We start from the raw sequence: 17,509 nt of genomic DNA on the forward strand, positions 1-17,509 counted from the left end.
GCTGCTCCTGGTCGCTTGAGCGACGGTGTTGTTACTGCACGATCCGGCGGCTTATTCGCTGTCGGGGCCGCGCAGGTTTTCAAATTGGGACATGCCGTCGGGAATCAGATTGCGCACGATGGCCGCGAAGTCGGCGTGCACCAGATTTTTCGCTCGGTTCAACAACACCGGCAGGGGGCTCGAAGGCTCGTGCCGGGTGTAGTACGCAAGGATTTTGTCGAGGCTGCGCAGCACCTCATCGCGAGTGGCAATGTCGCCCGTTGGGCGAGGGGCTGCGGGTGCAGCGGCGAAGTCGACCGAGGGGGCATTGTCTTCACTGACGGCCTCGGGTTCGCTGCTGCTGTCGGTGCCGGGCACCGCTTGATTGAGGATTTGCAGGGCCTGTTTGAGCGGTTGCTTCAAGGCGCTGAGGTCCACGCCCTGGGCGGAACCGACCTGGTCATTGACCTGTTGCTCGATGGCTTCGCAGGCCGTACGCGCTGCGCTCAAGGCCTCGCGGGTGGCTTGCAGCAGCTGCGGGTCGCTGTCGAGAAATGCCGCGTTGAGTTGCTGGTTGCCCAGTTGCTCATCGGCAAAGCTCTGCAAGCCGCTGGCATTGAGCGCAGCGCGCAGGCTCACGGGCCCGAAGGTGCGCGAGCGGGTCAGGATGCTTTCGCGCAGCAGGCGGATATTGGTGTCGCAGGTCAGGCCGGTCAGGGCGTTGATGCGCACGGTGGGGTCGTTGTCGTCGTCGGCATCCAGGCGCGGATGCACATCGGCCCAGTATTCGCGCAGCAAGGCGTTGATCAGGGCAAGGGCTTCAGCCAGCCCGGCCACGCCTTGCAAGGCGAGAGAACTTTGCAGCAGGAAATGGGTGATGCGCAGGTCTTTGCTGCGCTGCAGCAAGTCGAGGCTCTGCTGCTGGATGCTGCGCCAGTCCGGCGGCTCGGCGGGCAGGATGGAGTCACCCATGCTGCGTTCGGGCTGGCCTTTGGCATCACGTTCCAATTGCAGAAATTGCGCGTCGTATTCCATATCTTCGCCACAGGGCGAAGTTGCAGAAACGGCGGTGAGCAGCAACGGCACATCCACTGAATTCGATCTCCTTATCAGCCCGCTGGAAGGCGAGCAACGCATGCATTAGTTGCGCGATGAACTGTGCATGTTTTCCTGGTCATACAATCAGAGTGCCACTACTGCGCCATCACTGATGTTCAAGAAGTTGTGCATTTTTGGTGTAGTACTTATGCCTTGTCAAGGTAAGCTATTCGCCCTCTGTGACAGATGTGCGGTGTTTAACAACCTGCGCGACTGGCGGGTCGAAAGGCGTGCCCATAGAGGATTTTTGTCATGTAAGCCAGTTAAGATCAGCGATCATGCTGGTAAAAGCAGATTTTAGCGGTGGTTTGCGCGACCGTGGGCAAAACTTCAGGGAAGCGTGTCCCTTTGGGTAGACAGGGCGCGATGTATCAGCAAGGAGGCAAGATGTCGCTGTGTTTGACTATCACTAGTTATCACAAGATTACCCCTGGGCAATGCGCCGAAAAGTCCATGGATCAGGGCAGGATAGCTATTGGCCGAAGTTCCGATAATGACTGGGTATTGCCTGATCCTGAACGTCTGGTCTCCTCCCAACATTGCGTTGTTCAATACAAAGATGGCCGTTACTACTTAACCGATAACAGCACCAATGGTGTGGAGTTGGTCAAGGCCGGTATTCGTATGCGCCGGGGTAACAGCGAGCCACTGCAAGACGGCGAGTTGATCCGCATCGGCGATTACGAAATCCAGGCGCGCATCGACTTCAACGTGCAAGCCGTCGACAGCCAGCCGTTTGCCGGTGAGTCGCCAAACAGTTTCGAAGCGCTGATGGGGGCCGTGGCCAGCCCGCCTGCGCCGGCGCCAATGATCGCGCCGCAGTTCCACGGCGCCTCGTCGATGGAGACCCTGCCGGATCTGTTCGACTTCCTCAGCCCCACCGCCGTGCCGCCGCCCACCGTGGCGGACCATGTGCCATCCGAACAACACGACTTCCGCCCGCCGGCTCCGGTTGCTGTACCGGCAGCCGAGAAACCTGTGGTGCAAGGCGCTGTCATTCCCGAAGACTGGGACCTGTTTGGCGACACGCCAGCCCCCGTCGTCACGGCCGCGCCTGCCCCGGCGCCGATCGTCCCGCCGCCTGTGGTCGAGCCGGTTGCGCTCCCCGTGGCCGAGGCTGCGCAACACCCCGATCTGTTGCAAACCTTCCTGCGTGGCGCCGGCCTCGACCAGCTACGCCTGGACCAAGCCGATGCCAGCGCCCAGATGGAAAGCATCGGCCGCAGCTACCGGCTGATGGTCGAGGGCCTGATCGACGTACTGCGCGCCCGGGCCAGCCTCAAGGGCGAGTTCCGGATGCAGCAGACGATGATTCGCCCCGCCGAAAACAACCCGCTGAAATTCGCCCCGAATGCCGACGAGGCCTTACTGCTGCTGCTTCGTCACGGCAACCAGGCGTTTATGGCCCCGGACGTCGCCGTGCGCGACAGTTTCGACGACCTGCGCGCCCACCAACTGGCGGTGATGGCCGGCGTAGAAGCGGCAATCAAGCACCTGCTCACACGCTTTGAACCGGCGCAGCTGGAGGAGCGCATGGGTAAACCCGGTGGCCTTTCGAGCATTTTCAACGGCTCGCGCCAGGCCCAGTACTGGCAGCAGTTCACCGAGCTCTACAGCAACATTTCTCGCGAGGCCCAGGAAGATTTTCAGGACCTGTTCGGTCGCGAATTCAGCCGCGCCTACGAAGAGCACAGCGCACGACAGCGACGTTAAAAACACATCGCACCAATGGATAAAACGGATAGCTAAATACGTCATTGAGGACGCAGGATGATTCCCAGGTTTTTACTCGCAGCCGCTACCGCGCTGCTGCTGACCGCGTGCGCAAACGACGCGGCCAAACCCGAAGCGGCGGCCGACGCGCAAGCCAATAACGCCGCCGTCGAGTTGCATTTCCACGCGATTGCCGGGCTCAACCCCGGCGCCAATGGCCAGGCCGCGCCAGTGCGGGTGCGTATTTTCGAACTGAAAAACGCCGCGACCTTTTCCCGCTCCGATTACTTCGCCCTGGCTGACCGTGCGCAATCTACCCTCGGCCTCGACCTGCTGGACCAGGATGAAGTGGTGGTGCAACCCGGCCAGCAACTGAGCATCCAGCGCGACCTTAACCCGGCCACGCGCCAGATCGGCGTGCTGGTGGGCTACCGCGAGCTGGACCGCGCGCAATGGCGCACCGTGATCAACGTGGTGCCGCGCCAAACCAGCGAATACCAGATCAGCCTCGATGTGCGTGCGGTGCGCGCCGACGTCGTGGTTTCCCCCTCCAGCCCAGCCCAATAACAAGCAATCGGAGCCCCCATGTCCTGGAACAATCGCGTGGTCTGGTCGGAAGGCATGTTCATCGCAACGCAGCACTTCCAGCAGCATGACCGTTACCTGGAAAACCTGATCGACGCGCGCAGCCGCCCGTTGTCGGCAGGGGCCTGGGGTTTTTCCGAGTTGTTGATCGACCAGGGCCTGCTGGCCCAGGGCAAGCTGGCGATCGTGTCGGCCTGCGGCCTGTTGCCCGATGGCACGCCCTTCAACATCCCCCAGGACGACCTGGCGCCAAGCCCGTTGAATATCGACGACAACCTGCGCGACGGCTTGGTGTACCTGGCCCTGCCGCTCAAGCGCGCCGGTGCGCGTGACACGGTTGAAGAAGGCGAAGCCCTGGAAGCCGCGCGTTATATCAGCCAGGTGCGTGAAGTGCGTGACGACAACGCGCCGTTCGAAAACCGTGCGCCAGTGGCTGTGGGGTCGCGGGCGTTGCGCCTGCTGACGGCGCAGGATGGCATCAGCGACTACGCCGCCATTGGCCTGGTACGCATCAAGGAAAAGCGCGCCGACCGTGCGCTGGTGCTCGACGACACCTACATTCCGCCGGTGCTGAATGTGGCCGCAAGCAAACCGCTGACCGCGTTTCGCAGCGAACTGCTTGGCCTGCTGCACCAGCGTGGCGAGGCCCTGGCGGGGCGCGTGGTGGCTTCCGGCGCTGGTGGCGCTTCGGAGATTGCCGATTTCATGCTGCTGCAACTGGTCAATCGCGCCCAGCCGCTGATCCAGCATTTGAGCCAGTTGAGCCCGCTGCACCCGGAGCGCTTCTTCAGCGAATTGGTGAGCCTGGCCGGTGAGTTTTCGACCTTCTCTACCTCAGGTCGCCGCCCTCAGGAATACCCGCAATACCAACACGACGACTTGGCGTTGAGCTTCACGCCGGTGATGGCGGCCCTGCGTGAAGCGCTGTCGATGCTGATCGACAGCAAGGCCACGCCGATCCCGATTGTGGAGAAGGCCTATGGCATCCACGTAGCGATGCTGGCCGACAAGACCTTGCTGGACAACGCCAGTTTCATCCTTGTGGTGCGTGCCGATGTGCCCGGCGAAACCCTGCGCGCACGCTTCGGCCAGCAGAGCAAAGTCGGCTCGGTGGAGCACATCCGCGACATGGTCAACCTGCAACTGCCGGGCATTGGCTTGCTGCCGCTGCCGGTGGCGCCGCGTCAATTGCCGTACCACGCCGGTAGCACCTACTACGAGCTGGACCGAGGCAGCGAGCACTGGCAGCAGTTGAGCAATTCCGGCGGCTTTGCCTTCCATATCGCCGGGCAGTTCCCAGGCTTGAACCTGGCTTTCTGGGCGATCCGAGGATAATTGGCGATGCACCCCAATGATGATGACCGCACCCAATTCATGCCGCGCCCGGGCGGCCGAGAACCTGCACCTGCGCGTGTAGAACCGGCGCCTTTGTCGATGCCGGCCGCGCCGATCCTCACCGGCAAAAGCCAGGGCCTCAACCCGCTGGAAAGCGCCGCCGGCCCGTTGCTGGCGTTGCTGACGCGGCTGCGCAACACCATCGCCCACCCGGCGCCGGCCAGCCTGCGTGCGCAGTTACTGGCCTATTTGCGCCAGTTCGAAGAGCGCGCCGAAGCTGCCGGTGTGGCCCGCAATGAAGTGCTGCTGGCCCGTTACGCGCTGTGCACTGCATTGGACGAAGCGGTACTGAGTACGCCGTGGGGCAGCACCAGTGACTGGGGCAAGCAAAGCCTGTTGATCACCGTGCACAACGAAGCCTGGGGCGGCGAGAAGGTCTTTCAGTTGCTTGACCACTGCCTGCAAAGCCCGCGGGAACGCCTGTACCTGCTGGAGTTGCTGTACTTGTGCATGTGCCTGGGTTTCGAAGGTCGCTACCGCGTAATGACCGATGGGCGCAGCCAATTGGAAGCCCTGCGCGAGCGCACCGCCGCAGCCATTCGCAGCGCCCGTGGCGAGCATGAGCGGGAACTGTCGCCGCACTGGCGTGGCGTGACCGTGGCCCGTGATCGACTGGCGCAATTCATGCCGCCATGGATTGCCGTGGCGATTGGCTTGGCGCTGCTGTTGGCGTTGCTGTTCGGCCTGCGCATGAAGCTGGCCTCGGACGCCGAGCCAGTGTTCAAGAATATCCATGCCCTGGGCGAGATCCCGGTGCAGGCCATCGACCGTCCGGTGGCGCAGCCCAAAGTGATCGAGCGGCCGCGTCTGGCCGGGTTCCTGGCTGAAGACATCAAGGCCGGGCGCGTGGCGGTGGAAGACAAGGTCGACCGCTCGGTGGTGACCATTCGTGGTGATGAACTGTTTGCCTCGGCCAGCTCCAGCATTGTCGATGCCTACCAGCCGCTGATGCTGCGCATCGCTGACGCCATTCGCAAGGTCAAGGGCCAGGTGCGGGTCACCGGCCATAGCGACAACCGCCCGATTGCCACGCTGCGTTTCCCGTCGAACTGGGCGCTGTCCGAAGCCCGGGCCAGGTCGGTGCTGGAGATCCTCGCGGCCAAGACTGGCCAGGCTGATCGCTTCAGCGCCGAAGGCCGTAGCGACACCGAGCCGCTGGCGAGCAATGGCACTGCCGAAGGCCGTGCCCGCAATCGTCGGGTTGAAATCACCGTATTGGCGGAGGGCGTCGAGTGAAGGCGTTTTTCAGTTTCATGATTCGCTGGGTGATCCCCGTACTGGGCCTGATTGCCCTGAGCCTGATCATCTGGTTTGTCGGGCCGTTGCTCGACGTGTTGATGCCCGAGGGGCGACGTTGGGCGCTGATCATCCTGGTATTTGCGCTGTGGCTTGCCTACCGGGTGTTGCGCATCATCCAGGCGCGCCGTCAGGCCGCCGAAGTGATGCGCAGCCTGGCCGCCGAAACCCCGGCTGATCCCAACAGTGTTGCCACTGCCGAAGAGTTGTCGACCTTGCGCCAGCGCATGGACGAAGCCCTGACGCTGCTGAAAAAAGCCAAGCTCGGCGGTGACGAACGCCGCAACCTTTACGAGCTGCCGTGGTACGTGATTATCGGCCCGCCGGGCTCGGGCAAGACCACCGCGCTGGTCAATTCCGGGCTGCATTTTCCGCTGGCGGCGCAGTTGGGCGCCGGTGCCGTGCGCGGCGTCGGTGGTACGCGTAACTGCGACTGGTGGTTTACCGATCAGGCCGTTTTGCTCGACACCGCGGGCCGCTACACCACCCAGGACAGCAACTCGACGGTGGATAAAGCCGCGTGGCTGGGCTTTCTTGACCTGCTGAAAAAGCAACGTTCGCGCCGACCCATCGATGGTGCGTTTATCGCCATCAGCCTGTCGGATTTGCTGCTGGGCACAGACGCCGAGCGCGCCGCCCATGCCGCCGCGATTCGTCTGCGTATCCAGGAGCTGTACACCCAGTTGGGCGTGCGTTTCCCCATCTACCTGATGCTCACCAAGCTCGACCTGGTGCCGGGCTTCATGGAGTTCTTCGACAACTTGAGCAAGGAAGAGCGCGCCCAGGTGTGGGGCATGACCTTCGCCCTGGACGACGGCAAGCACAGCGACAGCCCGTTGGCGCACCTGCAAAGCGAATTCGCCGGGCTGGAGCAGCGCCTCAACGAACGCCTGGTCGAGCGCCTGCAACAGGAGCGCGACCCGGCGCGCCGCGATCTGATCTACGGTTTCCCGCAGCAGTTCGGCGCGTTGAAGGACTGTCTGCAAAGCTTCCTTGAAGGTGTGTTCAAACCCAACGCCTTTGAAGAGCGCGTGTTGCTGCGCGGCGTGTACTTTACCAGCGGCACCCAGGAAGGCAGCCCGATTGACCGCCTGATCGGCGCCATGGCCCAGAGCATGAACCTGGACCGCCAGCACCTGGCGCGCCAGAGCGGCACCGGGCGCAGTTACTTCATTGAAAAGCTCTTCACCGCTGTGGCCTTTGCCGAGCGTGGTTTGGTGGGTGTGAACCCGAAGGTCGAACGGCGCCGCAAGTGGATTGCACGTGGTGTGCTGGCGGCCACCGTTGCGCTGGTCGTGGTGGTCAGCAGCCTGTGGTGGGTGAGTTATCGCGCCAACCAGGCGTATATCGCCCAGGTCGATCAGAAAGTCGCGCCCCTGGGCCAGACCGTGCAGAACCTGAGCCCGGCACAACGGGAAGTGCTCGCGGTGCTACCACTGCTCAACGCGGTGAAGAACCTTGCGGGGGATTCGCCGAGCTGGTCCGAAGGGCTGGGGCTGTATCAGGGCGATATGCTTGAAGCCGAATCCGCCAGCGTCTACCGCAAGCTGTTGATCGCCGTGTTCGCGCCACGCCTGGTGACGCGCATTGAAGAGCAACTGCACGGCGGCGGTAACTCCGATTTCCTCTACGAGGGTCTCAAGGCCTACCTGATGCTCGCCGACAGCGAGCATTACGACCCGGACTTTATCAAGGCCTGGATCGCCCTGGACTGGGACCGCAACCTGCCCCGCGACCTGCCGGCCGATCAGCGCCAGGCCCTGGCCGGGCACTTGCAGGCGTTGTTTGAGCGCCACCCGCCAAGCGCCCGCCTGGACCCACGCTTGATCGATGACCTGCGGCGCCAGTTGCAGCAACTGCCGGTGGCCCAGCGTGTGTACGACCGGGTCAAACGCCAGAAACTGCCCGATGGCATCCCCGACTTTCGCCTCAACGAAGCCGCCGGCCGCGACGCGGCGCTGGTGTTCAGCCGCAAGAGCGGCAAACCGTTGGGTGAGCCGTTGAGTGGTTTCTTCACTGCCAAGGGCTATCGTCAGGCGTTCCTGCTGAGCAGCCTGAACCAGACCGGCACCCTGGCCGAGGAACAATGGGTGCTGGGCCATGAACAGGCCGATCAGCAGAACGTGGTGAGCTTGGCCGCAGATGTGCGCCGCCTGTATTTCCAGGACTACCAGCGCCAATGGGATGCGCTGCTCGCCGACATCGACTTCGTGCCGATCACCAGCGTGGCCCAGGCTGCCGACGTGCTGCGAGTGATGTCCGGCCCGACCTCGCCGCTGAAAAAACTGCTGGTGGCGGTCGCCAGGGAAACCGATCTGCAAGCCGAAGAGCGCCAGTTGGTCGCCAAGGGCGTGCCGGTGGAAGGCGGCGTCGACAAGCTCAAGGAGCGTCTTGGCAGCTTGCTTGGTCAAGAGCAACCGACGGCCAGCGCCCCGGCGGCGACGGATGATCCGGTGACCGCGCACTTTGCCGAACTCAACAGCATCGTCAGCAAAAACGAAGGCGAACCGGCGGTCATCGACGGCCTGCTGTCGGACATGAATGCGCTGTATGTGCAAGTCAGTGCGATGGTCGGTGCCAGTGGCGATGCATTGCTCGGAGAGGCCAAGAACCAGGCCGCGGCGGCGGCCACGCGGGTCAGCCTGAATGCCGAGCGTCAGCCGCCGCTGGTGCAGGGCATGGTCAAGTCGGTAGTCAACTCCACCACCAACAGCATGATGGGCGGAGTGCGCAACCAGCTGAACGCAGCCTGGGTCAGTGAAGTGGTCAACGTGTATCGCCAGTCGTTGGCCGGTCGCTACCCGATGTCGCCGGGCAGTGCGCGGGACGCCACCCTGGATGACTTCGGCCAGTTCTTCGGCGTGGGCGGGGTGATGGATAACTACTTCCGCAAATACTTGCAGCCGTATGTTGATACGTCGGCGCAGACCTGGCGCTGGCAGCCGGGTGCGGCGCAGAAGCTGGGGATCGCGCCGGGTGTGCTGCAAACCTTCCAGCGAGCGGCGACGATTCGTGATGCGTTCTTCCGCTCCGGTGGCACCCAGCCCATCGTGCGTTTCGAACTCAAGCCGGTGTCGATGGACCCGACCATCACTCAGTTCCTGCTCGACCTGGACGGCCAGCAGTTGAGCTACGACCACGGCCCCAGCCGCCCGGTGGCAATGCAATGGCCGAACCCCGGCAGCATTGGCGTGGTGCGTATTTCGATCATGCCGCCGTCGGCCAGTGGTCGCTCCGGTATCACCCTGGACGGTCCGTGGGCCTGGTTCCGTCTGCTGGAGCAATCGGACCTCACTGCGGGCAACTCGCCGGACCGTTTCAACCTGCGCCTGCGGGTCGATGGTGCGAGCATCGCTTACGAGTTGCGCGCCAACAGTGCCTTCAACCCGTTCAGGAGCCGCGTGCTCAGCGGCTTCAGCCTGCCGGAGCGGCTATGACCACCCTGGGTTTTTACGGCAAGTTGGCCAGCCGCGGGGACTTTGTCAGCCGCGCCTTGCCCCAGAGTTTTATCGGGCCGTGGGACAGCTGGCTGGCGGCGGGTTTGCTCGCCAGCCAGAACAGCCTGGGCGGTGATTGGCTCAACGTGTACCTGGTCAGCCCGTTGTGGCGCTTTGTACTGGCGCCGGGTGTATGCGGGCCAGATGCGGCGGCGGGCGTGGTGATGCCGAGCATTGATCGGGTCGGGCGGTATTTTCCGCTGGCCGTGGTCACCTTGCTGGATCACGACACAAATCCTGCCTCCCTGGTGGGTGGGCCAGACACTTGGTTCGAGCAGGCCGAAGAGCTGTTGCTCAGCACCCTGGACAGCGGCGCTACCTTCGAAAGCTTCAACGCGGGCCTCGACGGCCTGGGCTTTGCGGTGAGTGAACCGCGCGCAGTCGATAGTCGTTTCGCCGGCCTGCAGCGCGTGGCGGCCACCGTGCCCCATCAGCGCATGACCGCGCTGGCCGAACTGGCGTGCGAGGGCGCAAGCCTGTGGTGGGGCCGCGGTTCGCAACGTATTTCCCCTGGTTTATTACGGTGCCAGGGCTTGCCTGCCGCCGACGATTTTGCGCAGTTTTTGCTCGGACAAGAAGGTGTGGTGTAGATGGGCGCGACGTACAAATCCGCGAGCAAAAGCCATGTGGGCATGGTTCGCCAAGTCAACGAAGATGCCTTTCTGGACCTGCCGGAAAACCGCTTGTGGGTAGTGGCCGACGGCATGGGCGGGCACGCGGCGGGGGACTATGTCAGCAGTTTGATCGTCGACAGCCTGCGCCATGTGCCGCTGGGCCGCTCCCTCGACGAATACACCGCGGCGCTGCGCAACGACCTGCTGCGCATTAATACGGCTGTGCGCGAAGAAACCGCCAACCGTGGCGTGACCATGATGGGCAGCACCGTGGTGGTATTCGCCGCGCGCGGCTTGCGCGGTGTGTGCCTGTGGGCCGGCGACAGTCGCCTGTATCGCCTGCGTGACGGCGTGCTCGAAAGCATCTCTCGCGACCACAGCTACGTGCAGGACCTGCAAGACAGCGGCCTGCTCAGCGAAGCCGACGCCCGCACCCATCCGCGCTCCAATATCGTCACCCGTGCTGTTGGCGTGGAAGCGCAACTGGATGTGGCGTCGGTCGAACTGTTGATCGCCCCCGGCGACAGCTACCTGTTGTGCAGCGACGGCCTGAACAAGACCGTCGAAGACCATGAGATCCGTGACGTGCTCAGCCATGACGCACCGGATGAAATCGTGCGCAGCCTGGTGCACCTGGGGCTCAATCGCGGCGCACCGGACAATATCACCACCCTCGTCGTGAAGGTCTCGTCATGAACATTGTCATTCCAGGTTATGACATCGAAGGCGAGATCGGCGAAGGCGCCATGGCCAGCGTGTACCTGGCGACCCAACGGTCGCTGGAGCGCAAGGTAGCGTTGAAGGTGATGGCGGCGGCGTTGGCAGCCGATCCGAGTTTCTGCGAGCGCTTCCTGCGCGAGGGCAAGACCCTGGCGCGCCTGTCGCACCCGCACACGGTGACCATCCATGACATCGGCAACGTCGGTGAGCTGTATTACATGGCCATGGAATACCTGCCCAACGGCACGCTCAAGGAGCGCATTGCCGCTGGCCTGACGCCGGAGCAGGGCGTGACGTTGATCCGCCAGATCGCCTCGGCGCTGGGTTATGCCCATGCCCAGGGGTTGGTGCACCGCGACGTCAAGCCGGCGAACATTCTGTTCCGCGCCGATGGCACCGCAGTACTGTCGGACTTTGGTATCGCCAAGTCTCTGGACGACCGCACCCAGTTCACCCAGGCCGGGTTCGCCGTGGGTACGCCGAGCTACATGAGCCCGGAGCAGGCCCGGGGCCAGGAGATCGATGGTCGCGCCGACCTCTACGCACTCGGCGTGGTGCTGTACGAAATACTCGTCGGCAAGCTGCCGTACAGCGGCACCGATGCGCTCTCCACCGCGCTGGCGCACTTGACTGAACCCTTGCCGGAATTGCCTGTGCATCACGGGCGCTACCAGGGCGTGCTGCGCAAGTTGTTGGCCAAGGACCCGGCGCAGCGTTATCCGGATGCGGCAGCGCTGTTGTTGGCGCTGGATCAACTGCCGGCGGATGAATCGGACGCCACGCTGGTACGGCCTTTGCCGATTCCACTGAGCTTTGATCTGGCGGGCATGACTCCCGTCACCCTCGACATTCCGACGGATAAACCGCAGCCGCAGCCAATAGTGCGCCAACCGGTGGTCACGCCGACGCAGCACAGCGCCCCGTCCGAGCAGCGCCGTGGGCCGGTATTGGCCTTGGCCGCCGTGGCGGTCGCGGTTGCGTTGGCCATTGGTGGCGCCAGCTACTGGTGGTTGAGCAGCAGCGATGAACCGGACCAGCCGCCAGCCGCCGTGGTGCCCAAGGTGACGCCACCGTTGGCTGTCGCGGACGTGGGTGACGGTCAACGCCCCTTGCTGATGGCAGGCAAGAAGACCCTGTTCCAGCGCGTACTCAGCAAGCCCGGCGCCAAGCTTTCAACCGACGCGGGCAGTGCGCCAGGCAAAGCGTTGCCGGCGTTCTCCGTGCTTTACGTGTACCAGCGCAAGGAGGTTGATGGCAGCCCCTGGGTACGCGTCGGCGCTGCCACCGATGGGCGCAGCGACGGTTGGTTGCCGGCCTCCCAGGTCAGCGACTGGAAACAAAGCCTGGTGCTCAAGTTCACCGAACGCTCGGGGCGTGCGCCCGTGATGTTCCTGCGCCAGTTCGGCGAGGTAGAAAAACTGTTGGCCGATCCTGCTGCTGCGAAAAGCGCGTTGGCCAAGGCGCAGAGCAATCGCGAGGACAACCAGCAAGTCCTGGCCCTTGAGCCGACCGCCAGCGCGGTGCCGCAAAACCAGTTCTACCTGCTGCCGATCTTCGACTCCAAAGAGAGTTTCGACGAAAACGGCCAGCCGGTGCAGTTGCTCAACGTGGCCTCCATCGACCCAGGCCGCAGCGCGGCTGCCAAACCGGCAACCCCGATGCTCAGTGCCAATGCCGATGCATTCCGCACCGCCGTGGTGCTGGTGGTGGATACCACGGTGTCGATGCAGCCGTACATCGACCAGATTCGCGATGTCGTGCATGAACTGCAAACCCGCATCGCCGAGCGCGGCGAATTGGACAGCGTCAGCTTCGGCCTGGTCGGTTTTCGTAGCAGCATCAAGAAAACCCCGGGCCTTGAGTATGTCGCCAAGACCCTGATCAGCCTCGATCAGGGGCGCGACCCGCAGCGCTTCCTCGACATGGCGCGCCAGGTCAAAGCCTCAACCGTCTCCAGCCACTCTTTCAACGAAGACGCGTTTGCCGGGGTAATGCAGGCGGTGGATGGTATGGACTGGTCGGGATATGGCGGGCGCATTATCCTGCTGGTCACCGACGCGGGTGCGCTGCGCAAGAACGACCCGTTCGCCGCTACTCAGATGAACGAAGCCGAAGTGCGCCAGGCCGCACTCGGCAAGCAGATCAAGATCTACGCGCTGCACCTGCGCACCGACGCCGGCAAGAAAACCCACGCCGGGGCCGAGAGCCAGTACCGCATCCTCACCGCCGACGCCAACCCGCAGATCGGCGATCTGTATACGCCAGTGCCGGAAGGCGATGTGCGCAAACTGGGTGAGCGCGTGGATGAGATCGGTACGGTATTCGCCAACCTGGTGCATCAGGTGCGCAGCAACACGCCGCAACCGGTGCCGTTGCTCGGTTCGGCGCCAAGCCTGGCGGACAAATCCGCCGCAGTCGGCTATGCCATGCACATGGATTTCCTGGGGCGCAAAACCGCGAGCCAGGCGCCGCAACTGGTCAGCGCCTGGACCGCCGACCGCGACCTGACCAACCCGGCGCTGCCAGCGTTTCAGGTGTGCGTGATGCTGACCAAGCTGCAACTCAATGACCTGCAACAGTCGCTGAAGCTGATCGTGGATGCGGCGCGCAAGACCCAAAGCTCGCCCAGGGATTTCTTCCAGGAAATCGCCAGCGCCTCGGCCTACATGAGCCGAGACCCGCAAGCTCTGCGCAAGGGCGGCAACCTGGCCGACGGCGGTTTGCTTGGCGAATACCTGGAGGGCCTGCCGTACCGCAGCAAGTCGCTGAACATGACCCAGGATTTGTGGTTGTCGTTAAGCGTGGCCGAGCAGGAAGACTTTATCGACGAGCTGGATTCGAAAATCCGTCTGTATGAAACCTTCCATAACGACGTGGCCAACTGGGTCCGTTTCGGCGATGCCGAACCGGGCGATGCGTTGTACCGCGTGCCGCTGTCGACGCTGCCGTAATGTTGAGCCTGAGCGCGGTGCACAAGAGCCGGGGCGTCGGTAGCCAGCGCTACAGCCTGGTGATCCCGGCGTTGCACCTGCAAGCGGGTGAACAACTGGCGATTGTCGGCCCCAGTGGTTGCGGCAAAAGCACCTTGCTGGATCTGCTGGCGCTGGTATTGGCGCCGGATCAGATCGGCCAGTTTGCGTTCAACCAGCAGGACATTGGCGCGCTGTGGCGTGCCGACCGGCAATCCGCCCTGGCCACGTTGCGCAGCCGGCACCTGGGCTATGTGCCGCAAACCGGTGGGCTGCTGGGGTTTTTGGATGTGCGCGGCAATATCGCTTTGTCCCGGCAATTGCTGGGCTTGAAGGACGACGGCAGCGTGGCGCGTCTGGCCGAGCAGTTGCAGGTCAGCGATCAGTTGGCCAAGCGCCCGGCGGCGTTGTCGGTGGGCCAGCGCCAGCGCGTGAGTTGCGCGCGAGCCTTGGCCCATGCCCCGCAACTGGTGCTGGCCGACGAGCCGACCGCTTCCCTCGACCCGCTCAACGCCGAGCGAGTGATGCAAGCGCTGCTGGCCCAGGCCCGTGAACAGCGTGCGGCCTGTGTGATCGCCACCCATGACGAACCCCTGGCCCGCGCCAGTGGCTTGCAGGTGCGGCGTATCGGTTGCCGTCGCGATGCAGACGGCGGCATCACCGCAACCCTCGGGGAGGCGTGCTGATGCGCATCGGTCTGCTTGCCTCACTCGCCTGGCAGGACTATCGCAACGACGGGTGGCTGTCGGCCTGTTCGGTGCTGGCGCTGGTGGCGGTTATCGCGCCGTTACTGGTGTTATTCGGCCTGAAATTTGGACTGGTCAGCAGTTTGACCGAACGCTTGGAGACCGATCCGGCCACCCGTGAAATTATCCCGTTGGGCGGTGGCCGGTTCAGCGCAGCGTTTATCGAGCAGTTGGGGCAGCGCAGCGATGTGGCGTTTGCTGTGCCGCGCACACGCCAGATTGCGGCAACGGCCCAGGTGGGCGCGCTGACCCTGGAAATGTTGCCAACCGCCGCCGGGGACCCGTTGTTGGCAGGCTTGCCGATGCCCCACGGTTTGGAGCAGATCGTGCTGAGCCATACCGCTGCTGAAAAGCTGGCGGCAAGGCCTGGTGACTGGCTGGAAACCAGCTTTGCGCGGCAGGTGGCAGGGCGTGTCGAGGCCCAGCGCACGCGGTTGCAAGTGCTGGCGGTGTTGCCGTTGGACGCCTTTGCTCGCGATGGACTGTTTACTGATTTGGCGTTGCTGGAAGCGGCGGAAGATTATCGCGATGGCCGTGCGGTGCCGGCGTTGCATTGGGACGGTGAGGTGGCGGGCGTGTGCGAGCAGCGCATCTATCCGGCGTTTCGCCTGTATGCGCGCAGTCTCGGTGATGTGGAACCTTTGCGGGTGTATTTCGCTGCGCAGAACCTGCTGGTGTCGACCCAGGCGCACACCATCGCACAAGTGCAGTCGTTGAGCCGCAACCTGTCGATTGTGTTCTGGATCATCGCCGGGCTGGCTCTGGCGGGGGCCTTTGCGGCGATCTTTGCCGGCGCGTTGGCGGCCGTGGCGCGCAAGCGGCGGGAATTGTCAGTGTTGCGCCTGCTGGGGTTTTCCACCGGCGCGCTGTTGCTGTTTGTGCTGTTGCAGGCGTTATACAGCGCCAGCTTTGCGGGCCTGCTCAGTGTCGGGCTCTATGGCCTGGCAGAAGCAGGTTTGAATCAACTCTTCGTGCAGGTGCCGGGCGATTACGCCAGCCACCTTTTGGCGCGTCACTACGGCCTGGCCCTGGCTGCCGTGCTCGGCGTCAGCGCCGTGGCGGCGGCCTGTGGGGGTTGGCGGGTAGCGCGTATCCAGGCTTCTGAAGGAATCAGAGATGTATAAGTTACTGGGCGCCTGCGTGGCGCTGAGCCTGGCCTCGCTGGCTTGGGCAGACGATGCAAGCGACAAGCTGGACAATCCCAAACCGTTGCCGGACGACGTCAGCCTGCCGTTGCCATGCGAGGGCAACATGGTGTTCCGCTACGCCTACGTGCTGGCCCAGGGCACCCTGGATGACCGCGAAGTCAGCCTTGGCTACCCCTTTGCCGAAGGTGAGGCCGGTTACCAGCAGTCGTTTATTTCCGGTTACCGGCGCGACTTCATCAACGGCCAGTTCACCCTCAAGGACTTGCCCAAGGCCTGGAATAGTGTGATCGCGCCGCTGATGCCCAAGACCGACGCCAAGACCCCACTCAAGCCCATGCTGTACTTCATCGGCAAATACGAAGTGACCGCCCGCCAATACGCCCAGGTGATGGCCCAGGCGCAGTCCCTGGCCAGTGGTGAACCGGCACCGGCGTGTGACGCGCCCACCGGCATGGCCGGGCGGTTGCCCAAGGTGAAGCTGTCGCGCTTTGAAGCCGAGCGGTTTTCGGCGGTGTACAGCGCCTGGCTGATGAAATATCACCGCGAGTTGCTGCCGGTGAGCGGGCGCGGCGCGTCGGCCGAAGACGGCGGCCTGGGCTTTGTGCGCCTGCCCACCGAGGTGGAGTGGGAATACGCCGCACGCGGCGGCCAGGCGGTGAGCCGTCAGGACCTGGAAGGGCGCCTGTTCCCGCGCCGTCTTGAGGGCAGCGAAAGCGACGGGCCTTTAGCGGATTGGGCGGTCTTCAACCAGGTAGCCGGCGGCACTGGCCAGGCGGCGCGGCTGATGCCCATCGGCACCAAATTGCCCAACCCCATCGGCATGTTCGACGTGATCGGCAACGCGGCGGAAATGGTTCAGGAGTCGTTCCAACTGGTGCACGCCGGCCGACGCCAGGGCACCTATGGCGGCTTTGTGGTCAAGGGCGGCAATTACCTGGAAGGCGAGGGCACATTGTTCACCGGTATGCGCCGCGAATACCCGTTGTTTGGGGCTGATGGCACCGAGCAGAGCAACGAGACCACCGGCTTTCGCGTGGCGATCGGCGCGTTGTCGGCGCCGCGCTCGCGCTACAAGGAATTGTTTGCCCAATGGCAGAAGGAGGGCCGCCTCGCTGCGCTGACCGACGCCATCGACGACGCCCAGGACCCGACCAAACGCCTGGACAGCATCATCGCCGCCAGTGTCGATCCCAAGCTGCAGGCAGAGTTGGGCCTGGTCAACGAAGAGCTCAAGCGCAACGTGTCGCTGATCGCCCAGCAGCGTGAAGAGGCCGCGGGCAACCTGATCCAGTCGGCGGCGTTGGTGGCCGAGACCATCAGCAACTACAACATCCGTTTGACCAACCTGCAGAAGAGCCGTCAGCAGGCTGTGGACAACAAGGACGAGGCCAGCGCGCAGCTGTTCGCCACCGCCATTGCCAATGGGCGCAGCGCTCTGGACGGCGCGGTGGCGATTTATATCGACAACCTGGCCACCGGCACGCGCTACACCGATGCGGTGATCCAGGCGCAGTTTCAACGGATCAAGGAAGAGTTGGATCGCAAGCCAGTGCTCGGCAAGAGCCTGGTGACGCGCGCGACACTGTTCGTTCGCCATGTCGGCAACTACCGCAAGCAACAGCGGGCCGACCCGGCAACGATCTTGAAGGAATTGCTCGCAGCGAGCGGTCAGCGGTCTTGATCGTTGGCTGTCTAGCGAGCTTGGAAGGGACTCAGGCGGCGGTGGGCCGTGCTGGGCAAGTCAAACTT

General features: G+C 63.6%; 12 protein-coding genes. 11 read left to right on the forward strand and 1 reads right to left on the reverse strand.

Annotation, left to right across the window (positions count from 1 at the left end):
* Window positions 1-51: 51 nt before the first annotated feature.
* Entirely contained in the window at window positions 52-1,071 is a 1,020-nt protein-coding gene (gene tssA / locus JFT63_RS10540) for a type VI secretion system protein TssA (protein ID WP_057701946.1), read from the reverse strand.
* A 393-nt stretch (window positions 1,072-1,464) separates the two neighbouring features.
* On the opposite strand from tssA, the gene tagH reads away from it, so the two are divergent.
* The 11 genes from tagH to JFT63_RS10595 are packed head-to-tail and all read left to right on the forward strand — an operon-like array spanning window position 1,465 to window position 17,441.
* Window positions 1,465-2,790 carry a type VI secretion system-associated FHA domain protein TagH gene (gene tagH, locus JFT63_RS10545; RefSeq protein ID WP_198843901.1) on the forward strand — a complete coding sequence of 442 codons (1,326 nt, stop codon included), beginning with the start codon at window positions 1,465-1,467 and terminating at the stop codon, window positions 2,788-2,790.
* A gap of 57 nt (window positions 2,791-2,847) precedes the next feature.
* On the forward strand, window positions 2,848-3,357 hold the full coding sequence (gene tssJ / locus JFT63_RS10550) for a type VI secretion system lipoprotein TssJ (protein WP_057701948.1): 510 nt from the start codon (window positions 2,848-2,850) through the stop codon (window positions 3,355-3,357).
* Between the two features lie 18 nt (window positions 3,358-3,375).
* On the forward strand, window positions 3,376-4,710 hold the full coding sequence (tssK, locus tag JFT63_RS10555; RefSeq protein ID WP_057701949.1) for a type VI secretion system baseplate subunit TssK: 1,335 nt from the start codon (window positions 3,376-3,378) through the stop codon (window positions 4,708-4,710).
* 6 nt (window positions 4,711-4,716) lie between these two features.
* The gene (locus JFT63_RS10560; RefSeq protein ID WP_057701950.1) at window positions 4,717-6,006 is read left to right on the forward strand and encodes a DotU family type VI secretion system protein; all 1,290 of its coding nucleotides are present in this window, start codon (window positions 4,717-4,719) and stop codon (window positions 6,004-6,006) included.
* Window positions 6,003-9,503, forward strand: coding sequence for a type VI secretion system membrane subunit TssM (gene tssM / locus JFT63_RS10565; RefSeq protein WP_198843902.1), 3,501 nt, complete (start codon window positions 6,003-6,005; stop codon window positions 9,501-9,503). The genes JFT63_RS10560 and tssM overlap by 4 nt, the downstream gene beginning before the upstream one ends.
* Window positions 9,500-10,153 carry a type VI secretion system-associated protein TagF gene (tagF, locus tag JFT63_RS10570; protein WP_198707178.1) on the forward strand — a complete coding sequence of 218 codons (654 nt, stop codon included), beginning with the start codon at window positions 9,500-9,502 and terminating at the stop codon, window positions 10,151-10,153. The genes tssM and tagF overlap by 4 nt, the downstream gene beginning before the upstream one ends.
* Window positions 10,154-10,873: a PP2C family protein-serine/threonine phosphatase gene (locus tag JFT63_RS10575; RefSeq protein ID WP_186559172.1), complete on the forward strand. Its 720-nt coding sequence runs from the start codon at window positions 10,154-10,156 to the stop codon at window positions 10,871-10,873.
* Complete coding sequence (locus tag JFT63_RS10580) at window positions 10,870-13,848, forward strand: serine/threonine-protein kinase (protein WP_198843903.1); 2,979 nt, start codon at window positions 10,870-10,872, stop codon at window positions 13,846-13,848. Before JFT63_RS10575 ends, JFT63_RS10580 begins: the two co-directional genes overlap by 4 nt.
* Entirely contained in the window at window positions 13,848-14,552 is a 705-nt protein-coding gene (locus tag JFT63_RS10585) for an ABC transporter ATP-binding protein (protein WP_186559176.1), read from the forward strand. The genes JFT63_RS10580 and JFT63_RS10585 overlap by 1 nt, the downstream gene beginning before the upstream one ends.
* Complete coding sequence (locus JFT63_RS10590; protein ID WP_198843904.1) at window positions 14,552-15,736, forward strand: ABC transporter permease; 1,185 nt, start codon at window positions 14,552-14,554, stop codon at window positions 15,734-15,736. Before JFT63_RS10585 ends, JFT63_RS10590 begins: the two co-directional genes overlap by 1 nt.
* Complete coding sequence (locus tag JFT63_RS10595) at window positions 15,729-17,441, forward strand: formylglycine-generating enzyme family protein (protein WP_057701957.1); 1,713 nt, start codon at window positions 15,729-15,731, stop codon at window positions 17,439-17,441. The genes JFT63_RS10590 and JFT63_RS10595 overlap by 8 nt, the downstream gene beginning before the upstream one ends.
* Window positions 17,442-17,509 lie beyond the last annotated feature (68 nt).

It is taken from the genome of Pseudomonas sp. MF7453, assembly GCF_016405455.1.
GTDB lineage: Bacteria > Pseudomonadota > Gammaproteobacteria > Pseudomonadales > Pseudomonadaceae > Aquipseudomonas > Aquipseudomonas paralactis.